Origin of the sequence: Olleya sediminilitoris, from assembly GCF_016785945.1 — a bacterium.
Classification (GTDB): domain Bacteria; phylum Bacteroidota; class Bacteroidia; order Flavobacteriales; family Flavobacteriaceae; genus Olleya; species Olleya sediminilitoris.
This window is the reverse complement of the sequence record NZ_JAEMEF010000009.1, coordinates 126,230-145,195: the sequence shown is the minus strand read 5'-3', so window position 1 is coordinate 145,195 and position 18,966 is coordinate 126,230. Positions and strand designations below refer to the sequence as shown.

Sequence of the window (18,966 nt, the reverse complement as noted above, 5' to 3'; positions counted from 1 at the left end):
AGAGAGGGGATTTTCAATGTTGACGAGATCTGTAGTCTCTGCGTATATATTAACCTTATTCCTCTCTTTTGTGCTTTCTTATTTATATGTCTTAAATTTAATGTTTTTATTAAAATGCTAACTTAAGACGTGTATAGCTCATTGCGGCTGAATTCCTAATCGGAATTCTTTGCAATTTGCTATCTTTCGGTTACGGCGGAAAATCATAGCTGATTTTCCGCAACGAGCCATACACAAAACCGTTGTAAAACATTTCAAAACGCACTCTGAATGGAAATAATAAACAAAAATGACATTAAAAAGTACTATAAAATTTTCGGATATATAAATCTAATTTTCAGCATTCTACTTGTGCTTTTTATACCTGATATTGACTTCAAAGAACGGATAATAACCGTAATAACAATTAATGTTGGATATCATATGCTCTATTGGTTTTTTTCTAGTATTCCAAAAGACTCAACACGAATGAATAATAATTTTAATAAAATTGTCGGAACTGGAATGATAAAGCTTTTTGCGATATTTGGAATCGTTTGTTCATTCACTATAATCTACTTTTTCATTTCGAAAGCTATTTCTGAAAAGGAATATATCGGTTTGTTTGGAATATGTATTCCATTCGGGCTTTTTTTCGGAGCATATTCTTTATGGGTTGATTTGAAAAATGAATAAAAAACGTTTTACAACATCATCTATAATTAATTGTTTTGGCAAGTGATTATTTGGCTTTTCAAAATAATAGAAGTTCAGAGTTAAATATTATAAAAAAAGGTGTACACGTTAATACTACAGTCATCCAACGTATAGCAAACTCCCCTGTAACATGATATAACATTTCTACAGTTTTACGTCCTTCTCCAACTGCATTTTCTGCTAATGAAAACGATAAACCATTAGAAAACTAGATGTTTATCATTTAAAAAAACATCAATAATGGTTAGCTAGCTAAAATGGTAACAATTATCCAACCGTATTGTTTTTTGATGATATCCATATAATTATTTAATACATCGTATTATTATTAGCAGATGTTTCTGGTATTTGCTGTATGCTATCCCAATGTTCTACAATTTTTCCATGGGTATCAAACCTGAAAAAATCCATAGTAATATATTGGTCGTTATCTGGCCAGATTTGATGGGTATGCAATGCTACCAGATCATCTTCGGCAAGTGCTCTTACAAAATTAATTGACTTTATTGGATACTCTTTTTGCATACGATTAAAATAATCAATAAATCCTTGTGGACCATCGGCAACCATTGGGTTATGCTGTATATATTTATCTCCAACATATAACTCGACTGCTTTTGTTGGATTGCCCTCGTAAGCCATTTTATAAAATGCGATAGCGTTTTTTTTATTTTGTGCTATATTCATAATTTAGATTTTAATTCGGTTAATTCTTTCTCTAGAGCCTCAGCTTTTTCTTTAAATTTTTGCATTGCTTTTTTTAGTTGACCAACTTTTTTTAAAAGCTCGTCATCTTGCAGTGCTTCAAAAGATTCAATATTTTCTTTTACTTTATATTTTGCTTTAGCGCCACACTTTGGGCATGATCTAACGTCTGACATTTGTTTGATTTTTAAACAAATATCTTATAATCATGTAATATGCTAAAGATAAATATGAGTGCAAAAATGGTAAATATCGAACCTGAACTTACAAATAGTTCTTTTTAAAGTTGTTTGGCGTAAAACCTGTATGTTTTTTGAAGTATTTTACAAAGTTTGTAGATTCTTCAAAACCTAGCGAATAGGCTAATTCCGTACTTTTTATATCTGAATTTATTAGTAATCGTTTTGCTTCTAAAACAATAAATTGATCAATAAATTGCTTTGCTGTAATAGATACTGTTGCCTTACAAACGGTATTTAAATGTTTGTAAGTAATATTAAGTTTTTCAGCATAAAAATCTGCATTTCTACTGGCTTTAAAATGAAGCTCTAAAAGTGCTTTAAAATCTAAAAAGATATTAACTTGTTTAGATTGCTTTAAATGAAAAGGCTGGAATTGCTTTAAGCCTTCTAACTTGGAGAAAATGATAGAATATATTGATTTATAGGTGTTTTGCTGATTTAAATCTTCTGTATGATTGTTATACTCCTCATAAAACAAATCAAAATAACGTATAATATTAGAATCTTGTGGCACTTGAATACTTGGTGAAAATAAATGCGTATTAAACAACCTTAAATATTCATTTTTTGGTGAATTATTTATCTGATTTTTTAAATAGGTTTCCGTAAATAATAAAATATAACCCTTTAATTTTTTAGTAAATTGAAAGGCATTTATTTGCCCTTTAGACAGATGGATAATGGTGTTTTTCTTTACAGGATGCCACACAAAATCTACCAATTGCTTGCTTTCTCCCTGCGTGTAAAAAACAATCATGTGAAAAGCAACCTGATGTGCTTTTTCTGGATTATGGTCTATAATTTCGGTTTTACGAGAGGCAAGACTTTCAATGGTTAAAATTTCAATACCACTATTTTCTGGTTTTTTAGAATCGAAAACAATTTGTGGCACCTTTTTTTGCATTACATTTTTGTATTAGATTTTTCTAAAGCTTTTCTAATATGGTCACTATCCCAATGATTGTCAAAGTCTACAATACCTCTTTTAAAGTCTGCATCTAATAATTCTTCTTGCTTTTTAAGCTCCTTTCTGGCTTTAAATATATATTCCTCATCACGTTTTGGTGCTTTTGCTAAGCGCCTTAAACTTGTTTCGTCATACTTAATAAAGTTTTTCACTTGTCGCTTTAAAGTATATTTTCTAAAACCTAATTTATGTAAAACATCACTAGCTAATGCCAATGAAGTATCTAAAGATTCTCGATAAAAATTTTCATGACCAAGATTTAATAACTCGTAAGCATCTTCTCTGTTTTTAGTTCTAATCATGAGCTCGATGTGTGGATATTTTTCATTTACAATTTTAGTAATTGCCTTAGTTACACTTAATCTATTAGTAGCAATAATTAAAATTTTAGCTTCGGCAATGCCTGCCGATTCCAACAAATCTAGACGTGTTGCATCACCATAATATACTTCAAAACCCATTTTACGAAGAAAATCTACTCGGTTTGAATCTTGATCTAAAATAGTAGCTTCTACGCCATGTGATCTTAAAAAACGACCTACCGTACTTCCAAAATTACCAAAACCAACTAAAATTATTTTTTGTGATTTTGCAATATGATCCATTGGACGTTTTATTGATTCTTTAGTACCAACTTTTGGAAGAATAAAACGCTCGTTTACAATACTAATTATTGGTGTTAATGCCATACTTAAGGCTGTAATTACCAGCAGCATATCCATTTCTTGTTGTTCTAAAATATTTAAACCGAAAGCAAAAGACAATAATACAAAAGCAAATTCTCCAACTTGTGATAAGCTAAAAGTTAATAGCAGTTTTTGGTCTAATTTTAAATTAAATACACGACCGGTAACAAATAAAACTACCGCTTTTAATATAATTATAGCAATTAAAACACCACCAATAGTAAGCGGACTTTTGGCAATAACTATAAAGTTTATTGAAGCGCCAACTGCCATAAAAAACAAACCTAATAGTAAGTTTTTAAAAGGTTCTAGAGTGCTTTCTAATTCGTGTTTAAACTCACTATTAGATAATACTACACCACCTAAAAAAGCACCTAAAGCCGGACTGATACCTACCAATTCCATAATAAATGAAATTCCAAAAACAATTAAAAATGCGGCAGCAATAAGTAATTCTCTTACATCTGTTTTTGCAACTTTTCTTAGCATTGGTACAATGACATAACGTCCTAAAGCAATAATTACTACAACCGATAGTATAATGGCTATTGTTTGAAGTACTAAAGGTAAACTTTCAATTAGACTAACAGATTCAGTATGTCCATCGGTTTGTGTTTCTGTATTAGAATTAGATAATAATGGCATTATACCAATCATGAAAATCACTATAATATCCTGAAACAATAAAATGGAAAAGGCTGAAGTTCCAAAAGTAGTTTCCATCAAACCTTTTTCTTTTATGGTTTGCATTGCAATTGCTGTAGATGATAATGCTACAGCCATAGAAATTACTAAAGCGACTTCCCAATCGTATCCTAAAAAAGTAAATAATAAATAGGATAATAACATGGTACCTCCTACTTGTATTCCTCCCATACCAAGTATGGTTTTCCGCATGTTCCAGAAATTTTTAGGTTCAATTTCTAATCCAATAAGAAACAGCATCATTACCACTCCAAATTCTGCAAAATGCAATATATCTTCGCCTTCTTCTCCAATAAAACCTAAAACATAAGGTCCAATTAATACACCAGCCAATAAGTATCCAATAACCGAACTTAAACCTAATCGCTTTGCTATAGAGACACAAATAATGGCTCCAAGCAAAAACATTATAGCTTCAAAAAGTAAACTTCCTGTCATATAATTAAGAGCTTTTAAGTTGTGGTATATCGTTAATAAAAGATTTTTTCTCAAAATCGTTTATTGATAAATTGTTTTGAAGCAAATCAATTAATTTACCGTAATTAATTTTATAATCGTTTAATTTTTCATCGGAAAGATTATGTGTTCCCATAACTGCAAATGGCGGATAATAAGTCATACCGCATAAATTAGCAGTTTGCTCAAATGGTCTTAGAAATTGTTCAACAGTAAAACTATTATATCCGGCTGAACAGTAAACTTCTTTAGAACCTCCAGTTGTTATAGCATTTAAACATGTTTTATTGTGTAGCGCTTTACCTTCTGGCCCATAAGCCCAATTAAACTCTAATACCATATCAATCCATTGTTTCATTAATGGCGGACAACTATACCAATAAAAAGGATGATGCCATATAATTATATCATGTGATTCTAATAATTTTTGCTCTCTAGGAACGTCTATATGAAAATCTGGATACTCTTCGTATAAATCATGAACAGTCACATTTTCTTTATCATTAATATGATTAATTAAAGATAAATTAGCTCTGGATTTTTCAAGTTTTGGATGCGCAAATAGAATTAGGATTTTTTTCATATTAACAGTAGTAAATTAGGTTTATGTTATAAAATCAAAAGAAAGTTTTATTCCGTTTATAATCATTCCTGTACCAATAATAGCAATAATTAAACCCATGATCTTTCCTATAACAGAAATTACATTTTTCCCTACAATACTAACAATTAAATCACTTAATCTAAAAGTGAAATATGTTAGTAAATTCATAAAACCATAAATAAGAATTACTATTATAATATGGATAGTTTCTACATTGGCAACAAAATTCATTGCTGTAACAATGGTTCCAGGACCAGCTAAAATCGGAATTGCTAAAGGTGAAACAGCTATATCTTCATCTACATGAACATGTTTAAGGCTTTTTACGTTAGAACGTTTTGATTGTAACATATCAAAACCAATAAAAAATATTAGTATACCTCCTGTAATTTTAAATGCAGGAATACTAATATTAAATAATTCGAAAATATATTTTCCTAATAACACAAAAACTGCAACGATAACAAAGGCTATAATATTTGATCGTCTGTTAATGTCATGCTTTGTTTTTTTGTCTGCACCTTGCGTTAAAGATAAAAAAACCGTCATATTAGAAATCGGATTTGTTATCGCAAAAAAGGCAGTAAACACTGCTATTGAGAAAGTTATTAGGTTATCCATTAATTTGAAAATTTAATTTAGCAAGAACTTGAATATCTTTTTAACTAAAAAATTAATTTTCTATAATTTAACAATTAAATTCAACTTTTAAACCAAACTACTTGTAATCTCTAATAATGTTTGAATTTTAGCCTCATCATAAGCATCAGGATGTGCATTACTAAAGCTACCTTTATCATTATCAAAATACTTGCCTGACTCATTTTTATTTGCTTCAGACATGGCTAAATCATAAAGAATATCTACACCTTTTTCTGCTGGAGACCAATGTTGTCCGTAAGCTTCTTTAGCCATTTTGGTATTTAATAAAGAACCTGGATTTACAGCTATAGTCGTAATATTTGGATGTTGTTTTGCAAAATAAAAACTCCACATGGTTAGTGCCAATTTACTTTGCGCGTAAGCTTCGTTAGCACTGGTAGATACATCGCCTGTTAAAATACCTTTTTTAACTGAAGATTGTGCTGCAGAACTTAAATTTACTATTCTTGTTGCTGACCCTTTTTTTAGAACCGAAATAATGCTTTCTGTTAAAATATAAGGCGCTAAATAATTAACAGACATTCTAATATCTAATCCGTCTTTTGTTTTTTGTAAAGGTGCTTTAAAAATACCTGCATTATTAATTAAAACATCTAAACTTGATACTTCATTTTTAATTTGTTCCGCAAGTTGTTTTACAGCATTTAAATCAGAAAAATCGGCAACAAATCCTTTTATATTTTTGTTGTTTGAAGCATTTTTAATTTCGGCAATAACACTGTCTACTTTAGCTTTGCTTCTTCCATGAACATATACTTCATGGCCTTCTTTAGCTAGTTTTAAAGCAGTAAGTTTTCCAATACCGTCTGTACTTCCTGTGATTAATATATTCATATTCTATTATTTTTTTTAATTTTTAAAATGGCGCAAACGTATCTTTAGTTCCTTTTGGCACGCTCCAACGTTCATCTACTGAAATATTTTCTGATGTTACACTCTCTGACGTTAAGTTATTTACATTACCATAACTACTTGTACTTCCTCTTGGCACTTGCATTCGATCTCCGTATAACCAAACTACCAAATTACTACGTTGTCCGCTAGTAATAGGATGTGTAGCATGTGGCACATTACCTCTGTGAATAATTGCTTTTCCTGGTTCAAAAATAGTTTGCACTGTTTTTCCGGAAGCTTTATCATAGAAATCAACTTCAGATCCTGTAAATACTTCATCAGGTAAGTTAATATTAATATTTAAAGTAGCTGCTGAAGCATCTGTGTGTGCATGTAAATCTTTATCCTTATCTGGATTATATTGAATTGAAAAACCAAACGTTTGGTTATCGTAACCATAAGTACCAAGCAATAAACGTGCAATTGGACGCATATAACGATTCATCATGTCGTTATAAAAGGCCTGGAAACTTGGTGCAGCTAGATGACCTTCAGAACGCTCATCTAACATCATTCCATAACGATTTAATTGTATTCCATATGGTGCACGTTTTGGGATTTCAGAATTTACTACGTCTTCTAAATACTTACGGAATTCTGCTAAGCGTTCCACATCAAAAAATTGCGTCACATAAACACCCGGAATAATTTCTTCCCATAAATCGGCAACAGCATTTTCTTTTTCTGGGTTTTCCCAAGCGTCATTTATTACTTTTCGCAATTTTGGATCAAGCAGCGATTCATCAGGAATTAGTAAATTGTCTTTGTTTTCCATTTCCCATGTTGCCCATGCTTCTTCTAGTAATTTTCTGTTGCTATTCCAAAAATGAGATACAGAAGGTTCACGTTTTAATGACGCTTCACGAGTAAGTTGCTTAAGTGCACGTGCTTGTTCTAGTGCATTGGTATTTGTTATTGTTTTCATATCTAATTTTTTAGATTCTTTTTTGAATATCGATAACTACTAGTTTCTGCATTTAGCTTTTGTAATCAAATTATATTATGAATTGAAAAAGCCACACATAATATTAAATATTTGGTGGCTTCGTATAATATTAATCGATACTTGGGATTTAATTATATTTTAAAATTAAAAGTTATTTTGAAATCACTTTATAATTTCCGTTACTTCTAATATAAAGCACCGTTTCTTTTTCTGCTGAAATAATTGAAGTTGCGTTTTCTGCTGCTCCGAAATAAGATGGTGCGTTTAATTCCTTTTTAACTTCTTTTTTAGAAAACTGATGTAAAATTCCACCAGAAATAACTACAGCTCTAAAATTCGGACTTAAATTTTTAATTTTTCCTTTAAAACCAGCTGGTAGTTTTAAAAGTGTAGCACGTAATTGATTTTTTTCATGGCTTCCCCATAAAAAGGCAGTTTCTACATTACTTTTTTCTGAAATCCATTCAATATCATTGGCATTTAACCAAACTAAATTCGTTTTATCAACATTAACAGGTCTTTCTCCATTATCAAAAGCTTCAGATGTTGGCTTTACCAAATATGGTCCTTCTTGTATATCTAAAAAAGCCATATTTTCCTCACCATCTGCTGCAGTAATATGTGCTTCTCCTGCTGGTTGTTGCCAATAAGATCCTGCAGGTAGCCATTGTTTTTCTGCATTTTCATCATCATTATGCAATAAACCTTTAATGACCACACCACGATACGTAATGTTGTGAATGTGTGGTGGCGAAGAAAACCCTTTATTGAATTTCACTAAAAAACCTGCTGGTTCGTTTTTGGTTCTGTCTCCCCAAAGTTTTCCTGCTGCTGGACTTTTATCACCTCTTAAAGGATTTAACCAACCCCATTCTACAGTATCTGCAGTGACTACCTCGTTTGTAGACTTAATATTGTCTGTTGTTGGTGTTTGTGCATTGGTGAAAATACTTGCTATTAGTGCGAATGTGATTAAAATATTTTTTTTCATGACATTAAATTTCAAGAGAAATACTAATTATATTTCAGTGAATAATTCACTTTCTGGCAATCTAGATTTTGGTGTTTTATCTGTTGAATTAAAATCAGAATCTGCTCTGTAACCTATAGAAACAGCAACTAAAGCAGTAAAACCTTTTTCTCTTAAACCAAATTCTTCATCTAATGCTTTTACATCAATACCTTCCATTGGAGTTGCATCAATACCTAAACTAGCAACACCTAATAAAAAGCTTCCTATGTTTAAGTAGACTTGTTTTTCCATCCAGTGTTGTTGGTCTTTTAAATCGTATTTGTGAATCCCAGCAAACGCTTTAACAGCTCCTAAAAATCCGTTTTTTATATCTTCATTTGGAAACCTACCATTCTTATCTTCAGTATCTGCAATATGTTGGTAATAAGCATCATCTGCATCAATTTTAGAACAGAATAATACAACTGCTGATGCATTAGTTACTTTAGGTTCATTAAAATGAAAGAAACCTTGAGTTCCTTTTGCAATACGTGCTTTACCTTCTGTAGTTTCTGCAACTATAAAATGCCAAGGTTGCAAATTTACACTCGATGGGCTCATTCTTAATAAATTTTTGACTTCTGCCATATCTGCTTCAGATATTTTTTTTGTTGAGTCAAATTCTTTAGTTGTGTATCTCCAGTTTAATGTTTCAGTTAAATTCATTTGTATATGTTTTAATTATGTTGATTTTTTAATTATACTATAAAAAGTATAGTGCAAAAGTAATTAGAGAATCTAAAACACACAATAACGGTCAAAAAGGATAGTATAAAATATTACACTAAAAAAAAATGTATACCCAACAAAATCAATACTTTTAGCCGAATGTTAAATTTACTATAAAAAGTATAGTTGTATAAATAAGTATAGTATTTTATCTTTGCCAAAGATTTAATACTTAAAAAATAATTATGTATACGTTTAAAGGAAAGGAATATCCATGTTGTGCCAGTTTAACCATGGGAATTATTGGAGGAAAATGGAAAACGGTAATTATGTTTCATTTAATTGATACAACCCTTCGTTATAATGAATTAAGAAAAGAAATGCCAACAGTTACAGAGCGTACATTGAGTTTACAATTAAAAACTTTAGAAGAAGATGGTATTGTAAAAAGAAAAGTATATACTTCTAAACCACCTTTAAAGGTAGAATATTCGTTAACCGATTTTGGTAAAACTTTAATTCCTGTAGTGCAATCTATTGCAGATTGGGGTGTTTATGCTGTTTCTGAACAAAAATAATTAAGTTTATCAGCTTAGTTTAAAAAAACAATTGATTAAAAGTGTATTAAACATATCAAAGATTAATTGTAAATTGACAAAAACAAATTTTTCTACTAAGTAAATATTTATCTTATGTAGGATATTCCCTTCTAATACTAATGCTAAAAATTAAACTACATTTTTTTGATATTCTGTTCGTTATTGCTTTATCAATTGCAGTTGGTATGAGCGTAATAATGGAAAAAAGTCAATTGCTTTACATTTGCCCAGTAGTTATTGTTACAATATTTTTAAAATATATTAGTGTTGTTAAAAAAAATACGGATCCATTATTTTTATTAGCTCTAGCAGCTTTATTTTGTATTAATTTTTTAACATTTTATTCCTTTCATGATTATTTTGGAGAAATATCTTTGTTAACTTCATTATATTTAATCTTATATACATTTTCATTAAAAAAATATTTAATACAAAGTAAATTAAAGTCTTTGTTGTCAATATCATCTGTAATTGGTGGTTTTTTAATAGCTTACATAAGCTATGCTGTTATAGAACTTTTATTAGATAAAATCCCCAACAATAGTCAAATTTACATGTTTATTTGTGCTATTTGTGTTTTAATTTACACAGTCACTTTTGCAATTGTATATCTTAATAATAATTATAAAAACGGAACTATTTTACTTACATCAGGATTATTCTCGTTGTTTCAAATTGGATTATCTCCAATAAATGAATACTTTTTTTACAACCAAACCTTTACGGTAATAATTATTATTTGCCATTTTATGGCTATTTATTTGTTCATGAAATTTATTTCTGAAACTAAACCAGTAGATCCTAAAAACATTAAAAAGCAATATTTTTAAATAGAAAAAAGGATAACTTTTACATTACCCTTTTTTCATGTTACAAATCAATCAACCAAAATCAAGCGTAACTAATTCATTTCTATAATACCTACAACTTCATAAGCTCTGGTACCATCTATTTGTACTTTTTCGTATAATATATTAGCGTATTCATAATACGTTTCGTCGTTTATAACAACTTTTTCATAATCATCTGGTAACTCATAAACAATAGTACCAACTTCTGGATCTACTACTTCATATTGGTTATTTATTTGAATATAAAATATACCATGAGCATTGTAATAATTATTATAACGTACTCTTTTATAGTTTACAGGTAAAGTTTTAATTCTAAAACCTACCTTTGGAGCTATTACAATGTAACGACCTCTAGATTGTGTGTAATACTTATTATTAGCATAGTAATAGTTTTGTCCTCTATGCGTTACAACTGTTCTATTAGGCACATTTCTAACCGAAACTACTTTACGTTTTGGTGTTTTATAGGTCACTTTTGTACTTGGTACACGCTTAGCAACTGTACGTTTAGTTGTAGTTGTTGTAACTTTTTTATTACTAGTACTTCTTCTAGTTTGTGCTTCTGTTTGTGCTGCAAATGCTACCAACAATACTGTTGGTAATATGTATGCTTTTATAAATGTTTTCATAATTTAAAAATTTAATAGTTCAACTTTATTTTGCTATTAATACTAAGACGTTTATTAGTATTAATAGTTTAAAAGTATCTGAATTATTTCTGTTAAATAATGAAAGTTGACAGCTAGCTATATTATATCTATCAATCCGATTATTTTTTATAGATGAGATTGTTTTATAAGGTAAAATTCCTGAAAATTAATGCAAAGAATTAGTATTAATATACTCTAAAAACTTAGGTTTATTTAGTTGATTTTTATTGATAAAGAGATAGTTGCACTAAAAATAAACTAACTAAGATTAAATATAATTTCATATTTTAAGGTGTTTTAATTTTACACTTCAAAGGTGAAACTATATGCTATCTTATTATAAAGCGATAGACGTTTGAGGGTTTTGACTATACGAAATCGGGAAATCTATCGACGAGAATTTTGACTTTTTAAAAAATTAACACTTTTTAAGAATTACGTATTGCTTTCTACCCTACTTTTGCAAACTTAAAATTAATTATCAAGAATCTCTAAAAAGGAGATAGCAACCTGCAATAACGAGCAAGGTGCTAAATAGATAAGCCAATTAATTGGAACAAATGTTAACTCATATTTCTTGTTTTTTGATTGCTATTTCCTTTTTAAAATGAAAAAGAAAAATGGCAAGTCCACAACAAATTACTCCAAAATTTACAGCTTTAATTCCGCTATTCGTATTTGTATTTACGTTTTTAGGTGTTGGAATTTATCAAAACGATTTTTATGCACTTCCTGCGCCAATTGCAGTTATCGTAGGTATTATAGTCGCATTTTTAATGTTTAGACAATCAATTAATTCTAAAATTGAAACGCTTTTAAAAGGTTGTGGAGATGATAAGATTTTAACCATGTGTTTAATCTATTTATTAGCAGGTGCTTTTGCTACCATAACAAAAGCTACAGGAAGTGTTGACACTATTGTGAATTTAGGGTTAGACTTTATTGCCATACAATACATTTACTTTGGTGTGTTTATAATTGCTGCATTTTTATCGGTTTCTACAGGAACTTCGGTTGGCGCAATTGTAGCTTTAGCACCTATTGTTATTGGTTTTGCAGACAAAAGCAGTGTAGATTTAGCAATACTTTGTGGCGCACTTTTAGGCGGAAGTATGTTTGGTGATAACTTATCTGTGATATCAGACACTACCATTGCAGCAACCCAATCGCTAGGCTGTAAAATGAGCGATAAATTTAAGCAGAACATTAAAATAGCGTTGCCAGCAGCTTTATTTACTATTGCTATACTAATTATTCAAGGTTTAGAATTAGAAACTAATGTTGAAGACGCTACGGTCTACACCTATTCTATTGTTAAAATATTACCTTATTTATTGGTAATAATATTATCTATAATTGGTGTGAATGTCTTTGTAACTTTACTTTTAGGTGTTATTGCTGGTGGACTTTTAGGAATTATTTATGGCGATTTCACACTTATTGAATCTACAAAACTAGCTTACACTGGTTTTACAAGCATGACCGAAATATTTTTACTATCGCTATTAACTGGTGGTTTAGCTGCTTTGGTCTCTAAAAACGGAGGAATAGACTACATATTAAAAAATATTAAAAAGCTTATAAAAAACAAAACCTCTGCACAATTAGGAATTGCTTCTCTGGTTGGTACTATAAACATGGCAATTGCTAATAATACAGTATCAATAATTATTACTGGTCCAATTGCTAAAACGATTAACGATGAGTATGGATTAGACAATAAAAAAACAGCTTCAATTTTAGATATTTTTGCTTGTATTGTACAAGGTATTTTACCTTATGGAGCACAAGTTTTAATGATTTTAAGCTTCTCTAATGGTAAGATAGATTACTTAGATTTAGTATCTAATACTTGGTATTTATTACTATTATTTATTTATACAATATTATTTATATCATTTAAACCTTTACTTTTAAAAATTAAACATAAATAATTGTAAATAAAAATTTTATATAAATTTAAAAAGCATCTAAAAATTAATTTTAGATGCTTTTTTTACTTATTATTTATTGGCTTTAAGCCTTTGGGTAATCTGTGTAACCTTCAGTTCCTGTGGTGTAAAATGTGTCTTTATCCCAATCTGCTAATTCAATATTTTTTTCAAAACGCTCTACTAAATCTGGATTAGAAATAAATGGTTTTCCGTAAGCAACTAAATCGGCATTACCAGCTTCTAAAACTTGGTTTCCTTTGTCTTGATCAAAATCGGTATTAATCATTAATGTTCCGTTGTATAATGGTCTAAAATGTTTTGCAATTTCTGTGACAGCAAAAGGTACTTCAGAGACATCTGTAAAAGGTTCAGATAAATGAATATAGGCTAAATTGTAATCGTTTAACTTTTTAATAATGTATTCAAACGTAGGAATAGTTTCTTCATCTACTGTAATTCCAGACATACCATGTAACGACGGATTAAAACGTGCTCCTATTTTTTCCTGCGGAATCACTTCCTTCATAGCATCTAAAACTTCGAAAAAGAAACGCGCTCTATTTTCAATCGAACCTCCATATTCATCAGTTCTTTCATTGGAACAGCCATTAAAAAATTGCTGAAACAAATAACCGTTAGACGAGTGTATTTCTACACCATCAAAACCAGCTTCTATCGCATTTGCTGCTGCTTTTTGAAAATCTTTAACCGTTTGTTTAATCTCATCAATAGTCATTGCTTTTGGTGTCACTGTATCCTTAAAACCATCTGGTGTAAACGATTTAGCATTAGGATTTATGGCTGAAGCAGAAACTGGTAAATCACCATTATGAAAATCTGGATGAGACATACGTCCAACGTGCCATAATTGTATAAATATTTTTCCGCCTTTATCGTGTACACGTTTGGTTACTTTTTTCCAACCCTCTACTTGTGCTTCTGTATGGATTCCTGGCGTATTTATATAACCAACAGCTTGTTTAGATACTTGTGATCCTTCTGTAATTATTAATCCAGCCGATGCACGTTGCTCGTAGTATAAACCTTGTAAATCGTTTGTTGGTACTTTACCATTATTATCAGCACGACTACGTGTCATTGGTGCCATAACTACTCTATTATTAATTGTAATATTCTTTTTGTAAGGTGTTAAAAGGTATTGTTTGCTCATAGTAATTTTGATGTGTCTTTATTACAAAATTATAAAACAACTATTTTATTGACGATAATTTTTCAAAAGTTTAACGCAGTTATAAAAAAGATTTTTCAACTTTAAATGTAGCAAGTTCATTTATAAATTAATCAAACACTATGATTTCTCTTACAAATGAAATACATATAATACATTAAAAAACAATGTATTATATCAAAATTTGAATTCTTAATTTTAAAAAAATAGTATATTGCATATCAAACACTATTAGTTTATGATTGCTCCAGAAAAATACATTAAAGAAGCAGAACGGTTAACAGAATTAAAATCCTATAATATACTTGACACTTTACCTGATCAGGATTATGATGGTTTAACTAAAATCGCTGCCCAAATATGTGAGGTACCAATTGCGTTAATCAGTCTTGTAGATGACAACAGACAATGGTTTAAATCCAGTTATGGTTTGGACGCAACCGAAACGCCTAGAGACGTATCCTTTTGTGGTCACGCCATAAACGATAAAAATAATACGCTAATTGTTGAAGATGCTAGAAAAGACGAACGCTTTTTTGATAACCCTTTAGTTATTGGTGGACCAGAAGTAATTTTTTATACAGGAGTACCCTTAAAATCTTCAAACGGTTTGCCATTAGGTACTTTGTGTGTTATTGACTCTAAACCAAGAGTTTTGTCAGACAGTCAAAACGAAGCACTAAAAGCTTTATCTAAGCAAGTCATAAACCTTTTAGCATTAAGAAAAAAGAACTACAAACTAAAAGACTTAAACACGCAATTAGAAGAAAAAAATTCTGATTTAGAGCAATTTGCGTATGCTGCTTCTCATGATATAAAATCTCCATTATCAAATATATCTAATTTGGCAGGAATGTTTTTAGCTGATTATAAAAATAAGATTGACTCCAACGGAGTTGATATTATTGAACTTATTTTAAAATCTACAGAACAATCTTATAAATTTCTAGATCGTTTAATGGAATACAGTACTAAGCTAGACCAACTTGAAGACGTTAAAGAAGATGTTACCATTACAGCCTTTAAAAAAGACATTTTAGAGTATTACGCAAATGATCCAATATTAGACCTTACTTTTACCTCTACTTTAAATAAATTACACATTAATACTGTTATTATTGGTCAAATTTTAACTAACCTTATTAATAATGCTGAAAAATATACAGATAAACCAACAGTAAAAGTTAATGTTGATATTTCTGAAACAGAAACTCATTACAAGTTTATTGTAAGCGATAACGGACCAGGCATTAAAGAAGAATACCTAGAAAAAATCTTTAAAATATTTATCAAGCTATCTAAGACAGACAAATACGGTAATGAAGGTTCTGGTTTAGGATTACCCATTGTTAGTAAGCTAGTTAACAAATCAGGAGGCACAATTAAAGCGAGTTCTACAATTGGTGAAGGTTCCTCATTTCTATTTACAATTCTAAAATAATTACTCTTAATTTACACATTCATCTTAGTTGTTAATTTTATAAATAAGTAACATATTTTGCTAAAATATAAACCTATGTTAAAAAAAAAGAATGAACATTCATTTTTATGTATATTTGCATGAGAATTTAAACAGAAATGGCAAAACTTCAAAAAAGTATAGATAAACGTAACGCATTGGTAAAAGCGACAATCGAGTTGGTAAACAACAACGGTTTTCATGCAACACCAATGAGTAAAATAGCTAAAATGGCAAACGTCTCACCTGCTACTATCTATCTATATTTTGAAAATAAACAAGATTTAGTAAATAAGACTTACGTCGAAGTGAAAGCCGAATACACTAAATATGCATTCGCAACTTATAACGAAACCATGCCTGTTGAAGCTGGCTTTAGATTAATTTGGAATCGTATTGCGGACTTTAAACTTAAAGAGTGTGAAAATGCTATGTTTTTAGCACAATGTGATAACACACCAATGATTGATGAGCTAAGTAGACAGGAAGGTATTAAACACCTGCAACCACTACTCGACCTTTGGGAACGTGGCAGACAAGAAGGTATTATTAAACCGTTGTCTGATTATTTACTGTACGCTTATGCCATAAATCCATTATCGTTTTTAATGATTACCCAAAAACGTGGTGTTTTTACATTAGATAAAGCACATTTAGAAGAAGCCTATCAATCAGCATGGAGCAGTATAAAAGTATGTCAATAACATGAAAAAAACAGCAATTATATTAGGTGCATCAGGATTAACAGGTGGTTTATTATTAGACCAATTGATTAATGATGAGCGTTACGAAAGCATCAAGCTATTTTCACGTTCAAAACTTCAAGGCTTACCAAATAAAGTCACGCAATACATTGGTGATTTATTAGAATTAGAACAGTTTAAAAGCGATTTTACTGGAGATCAAGTCTTCTGTTGTATTGGTACCACCAAAGCTAAAACGCCAAATAAAGACTTGTACAAAAAGATAGATTACGGTATTCCTGTTTCTGCTGTAAAATTAGCTAAAACTAATGGTATTGAAACGTTTTTAGTCATTTCGGCATTAGGTGCTAATTCAAAAAGCAGCGTGTTTTACAATAAAATCAAAGGCGAAATGGAACGTGATGTTTTAAAACAAGACATTAAGAAAACATTCATTTTTCAACCGTCATTAATTGGTGGTGATCGAAAAGAAAGTCGCACATTAGAAACTATTGGCAAAGTAGTATTTAAAGTTATACAGCCTTTATTCTTCGGAAAACTAAAAAAATATAAAATTACAGATCCTGAAAATATGGCTCAAGCAATGATAAATCTAGCTAATAGCAAAAATTATTCTGAAGTCATTATTAATTCAAACGATATAAAAAGAATCACAAAAAACAACTAATTATAAATATGGAATTACTAGACAAATTAAATTGGAGATATGCTGCTAAAGCAATGAATGGTAAAATAGTACCAGAAGATAAAGTGCAACGCATTTTAGAAGCTGCACGCTTAGCTCCTACATCATCTGGATTACAACCTTTTGAAATTTTTGTTGTAAAAAGCCAAGATATTAAAGAGCAAATTAAACCAATTGCTTGGAACCAATCTGTAATTACAGACTGTTCTCACCTTTTAGTATTTGCTGCTTGGGACCATTACACACCAGAGCGTATTAACTATATGTTTGATTTAACTAATGATATTCGTGGGTTTAAAAACGAAGGTTGGGAAAATTACCGACAAATGTTATTAAGCATGTATCCACAAAAGGATCCAGAAGACAATTTTAACCACGCTGCAAAACAAGCCTACATTGCTTTTACTGAAGCTTTAACTGCTGCAGCTTTTGAAGGTGTAGACGCAACACCTTTAGAAGGTTTTGAGCCAGACGCTGTAGATAAAATTTTAGGATTACGTGAAAAAGGATTACGTAGTGCTGTTATGTTACCTATTGGATATAGAAAAGAAGATGAAGATTGGTTAGTAAATCTTGTAAAGGTTAGAAGACCTATGGATGAGATTGTAACTGTAATTGAATAAATGAAAAAGAATATGAAAACGATACAATTAAAAAGTAGACCTGAAGGAAAACCTACACTTTCAAATTTTGAATTTTTAGAAGAATATAAAACATCAACAATAACTGAAGGTGAGATTTTATTAGAAGCTGCTTATGTTTCTGTAGATCCTTATTTAAGAGGACGCATGAGCGATGCAAAATCTTACGTTGAACCTTTTAAGTTAAACGAGCCAGTTCATTCTGGTGTTGTGGCTAAAGTTACAGCGTCTAAAAACGATAAATTTCAGGTTGGAGATTATGTTTCTGGTATGCTAAACTGGTCGACACAACAAGTGTCTAATGGAGAAGGCTTAAATAAAGTAGATCCAGAAAAAGCACCTTTAAGTACTTATTTAGGTGTTTTAGGTATGACAGGTTTAACAGCTTATTTAGGCTTAACCGAAATAGGGAAACCTAAAAAAGGCGAAACCATTGTAGTTTCTGGAGCAGCAGGAGCTGTTGGTAGTGTTGTTGGACAAATAGCTAAAATTCTAGGCTTACGTGTTATTGGTATTGCTGGTACAGATGAGAAAATCGAGATGCTAAAAAGTAAATTCGGTTTTGATGAAGGTATCAATTACAACACCACAAAAGATATGAAATCTGCCATTGCAGAAGCTGCGCCAAATGGTGTAGACGTGTATTTTGATAATGTTGGAGGACCAATTTCTGATGCTGTTTTATTCAGTATTAATCAATTTGCTAGAATTATAATTTGTGGTGCCATTTCGGTTTATAACGAAACAGAATTACCTAAAAGCATAAGCGTACAACCATTTTTAGTAAAAAACAGTGCGTTAATGCAAGGTTTTATAGTTAGTAATTATGCCGAAAAATTCCCAGAGGCCATTCAAAAATTATCAGGTTGGTTAGCTGAAGGCAAATTAACCTATACCGAAACTATCGTTGATGGTTTTGATAATATACCTCAAGCTTTTATCGATTTATTTGAAGGTAAAAACAAAGGAAAAATGATTGTAAAAATATAATAACCAAAAAAGAAAA

General features: G+C 30.4%; 21 protein-coding genes and 1 riboswitch. Of the genes, 9 read left to right on the top strand and 12 right to left on the bottom strand.

The genetic code is table 11. The features are described from left to right. Positions 1–270: 270 nt before the first annotated feature. Positions 271–675 carry a hypothetical protein gene (locus JAO71_RS11245; RefSeq protein WP_203000878.1) on the top strand — a complete coding sequence of 135 codons (405 nt, stop codon included), beginning with the start codon at positions 271–273 and terminating at the stop codon, positions 673–675. A 330-nt stretch (positions 676–1,005) separates the two neighbouring features. Here JAO71_RS11245 and JAO71_RS11240 read toward each other — a convergent pair whose 3' ends face one another. The 10 genes from JAO71_RS11240 to nfsB form a co-directional block, all read right to left on the bottom strand. Further along, entirely contained in the window at positions 1,006–1,383 is a 378-nt protein-coding gene (locus JAO71_RS11240; RefSeq protein WP_203000876.1) for a nuclear transport factor 2 family protein, read from the bottom strand. Further along, on the bottom strand, positions 1,380–1,577 hold the full coding sequence (locus JAO71_RS11235) for a hypothetical protein (RefSeq protein WP_054851006.1): 198 nt from the start codon (positions 1,575–1,577) through the stop codon (positions 1,380–1,382). The genes JAO71_RS11240 and JAO71_RS11235 overlap by 4 nt, the downstream gene beginning before the upstream one ends. A gap of 88 nt (positions 1,578–1,665) precedes the next feature. Continuing rightward, entirely contained in the window at positions 1,666–2,547 is an 882-nt protein-coding gene (locus JAO71_RS11230) for a helix-turn-helix domain-containing protein (RefSeq protein WP_203000874.1), read from the bottom strand. Further along, complete coding sequence (locus JAO71_RS11225) at positions 2,547–4,439, bottom strand: monovalent cation:proton antiporter-2 (CPA2) family protein (protein ID WP_203000872.1); 1,893 nt, start codon at positions 4,437–4,439, stop codon at positions 2,547–2,549. Before JAO71_RS11225 ends, JAO71_RS11230 begins: the two co-directional genes overlap by 1 nt. 4 nt (positions 4,440–4,443) lie before the next feature. Further along, complete coding sequence (gene kefF, locus JAO71_RS11220) at positions 4,444–5,040, bottom strand: glutathione-regulated potassium-efflux system oxidoreductase KefF (protein ID WP_116822743.1); 597 nt, start codon at positions 5,038–5,040, stop codon at positions 4,444–4,446. 21 nt (positions 5,041–5,061) lie between these two features. After that, positions 5,062–5,682: a MarC family protein gene (locus tag JAO71_RS11215; RefSeq protein WP_203000870.1), complete on the bottom strand. Its 621-nt coding sequence runs from the start codon at positions 5,680–5,682 to the stop codon at positions 5,062–5,064. Positions 5,683–5,769: 87 nt separating this feature from the next. Then, entirely contained in the window at positions 5,770–6,558 is a 789-nt protein-coding gene (locus JAO71_RS11210) for an SDR family NAD(P)-dependent oxidoreductase (RefSeq protein ID WP_203000868.1), read from the bottom strand. A 22-nt stretch (positions 6,559–6,580) separates the two neighbouring features. After that, positions 6,581–7,543 (bottom strand): 2OG-Fe(II) oxygenase, encoded by a 963-nt coding sequence (locus tag JAO71_RS11205; RefSeq protein ID WP_203000866.1) that lies wholly within the window; start codon positions 7,541–7,543, stop codon positions 6,581–6,583. A gap of 172 nt (positions 7,544–7,715) precedes the next feature. After that, positions 7,716–8,555 carry a DUF4437 domain-containing protein gene (locus JAO71_RS11200; RefSeq protein WP_203000864.1) on the bottom strand — a complete coding sequence of 280 codons (840 nt, stop codon included), beginning with the start codon at positions 8,553–8,555 and terminating at the stop codon, positions 7,716–7,718. Positions 8,556–8,582: 27 nt separating this feature from the next. Next, positions 8,583–9,242 (bottom strand): oxygen-insensitive NAD(P)H nitroreductase, encoded by a 660-nt coding sequence (gene nfsB, locus JAO71_RS11195; RefSeq protein ID WP_079737852.1) that lies wholly within the window; start codon positions 9,240–9,242, stop codon positions 8,583–8,585. Positions 9,243–9,490: 248 nt separating this feature from the next. On the opposite strand from nfsB, the gene JAO71_RS11190 reads away from it, so the two are divergent. Together JAO71_RS11190 and JAO71_RS11185 are read left to right on the top strand one after the other, a co-directional pair. Further along, positions 9,491–9,823, top strand: coding sequence for a winged helix-turn-helix transcriptional regulator (locus JAO71_RS11190; protein WP_116822737.1), 333 nt, complete (start codon positions 9,491–9,493; stop codon positions 9,821–9,823). A 140-nt stretch (positions 9,824–9,963) separates the two neighbouring features. Beyond that, positions 9,964–10,674: a hypothetical protein gene (locus JAO71_RS11185; RefSeq protein WP_116822736.1), complete on the top strand. Its 711-nt coding sequence runs from the start codon at positions 9,964–9,966 to the stop codon at positions 10,672–10,674. A gap of 71 nt (positions 10,675–10,745) precedes the next feature. Here JAO71_RS11185 and JAO71_RS11180 read toward each other — a convergent pair whose 3' ends face one another. Beyond that, entirely contained in the window at positions 10,746–11,327 is a 582-nt protein-coding gene (locus tag JAO71_RS11180; protein ID WP_203000863.1) for a DUF6515 family protein, read from the bottom strand. 494 nt (positions 11,328–11,821) lie between these two features. Then, a riboswitch (SAM-I-IV-variant riboswitch) is annotated at positions 11,822–11,919 on the top strand. A gap of 49 nt (positions 11,920–11,968) precedes the next feature. On the opposite strand from JAO71_RS11180, the gene JAO71_RS11175 reads away from it, so the two are divergent. Beyond that, positions 11,969–13,282 carry a Na+/H+ antiporter NhaC family protein gene (locus JAO71_RS11175; RefSeq protein ID WP_203000861.1) on the top strand — a complete coding sequence of 438 codons (1,314 nt, stop codon included), beginning with the start codon at positions 11,969–11,971 and terminating at the stop codon, positions 13,280–13,282. Between the two features lie 82 nt (positions 13,283–13,364). Here JAO71_RS11175 and JAO71_RS11170 read toward each other — a convergent pair whose 3' ends face one another. Next, the gene (locus tag JAO71_RS11170) at positions 13,365–14,453 is read right to left on the bottom strand and encodes an alkene reductase (RefSeq protein WP_203000859.1); all 1,089 of its coding nucleotides are present in this window, start codon (positions 14,451–14,453) and stop codon (positions 13,365–13,367) included. 256 nt (positions 14,454–14,709) lie between these two features. On the opposite strand from JAO71_RS11170, the gene JAO71_RS15915 reads away from it, so the two are divergent. The 5 genes from JAO71_RS15915 to JAO71_RS11145 all read left to right on the top strand — a co-directional run bounded on the left by JAO71_RS15915 (position 14,710) and on the right by JAO71_RS11145 (position 18,950). Then, complete coding sequence (locus JAO71_RS15915) at positions 14,710–15,912, top strand: sensor histidine kinase (protein ID WP_203000857.1); 1,203 nt, start codon at positions 14,710–14,712, stop codon at positions 15,910–15,912. A 137-nt stretch (positions 15,913–16,049) separates the two neighbouring features. Then, complete coding sequence (locus JAO71_RS11160; protein WP_116822731.1) at positions 16,050–16,634, top strand: TetR/AcrR family transcriptional regulator; 585 nt, start codon at positions 16,050–16,052, stop codon at positions 16,632–16,634. A 1-nt stretch (position 16,635) separates the two neighbouring features. After that, on the top strand, positions 16,636–17,301 hold the full coding sequence (locus JAO71_RS11155) for an NAD(P)H-binding protein (RefSeq protein ID WP_203000855.1): 666 nt from the start codon (positions 16,636–16,638) through the stop codon (positions 17,299–17,301). Between the two features lie 8 nt (positions 17,302–17,309). Beyond that, on the top strand, positions 17,310–17,942 hold the full coding sequence (locus JAO71_RS11150) for an NAD(P)H-dependent oxidoreductase (protein WP_203000853.1): 633 nt from the start codon (positions 17,310–17,312) through the stop codon (positions 17,940–17,942). Positions 17,943–17,954: 12 nt separating this feature from the next. Continuing rightward, positions 17,955–18,950: an NADP-dependent oxidoreductase gene (locus tag JAO71_RS11145; protein ID WP_203000851.1), complete on the top strand. Its 996-nt coding sequence runs from the start codon at positions 17,955–17,957 to the stop codon at positions 18,948–18,950. Positions 18,951–18,966: the final 16 nt, after the last annotated feature.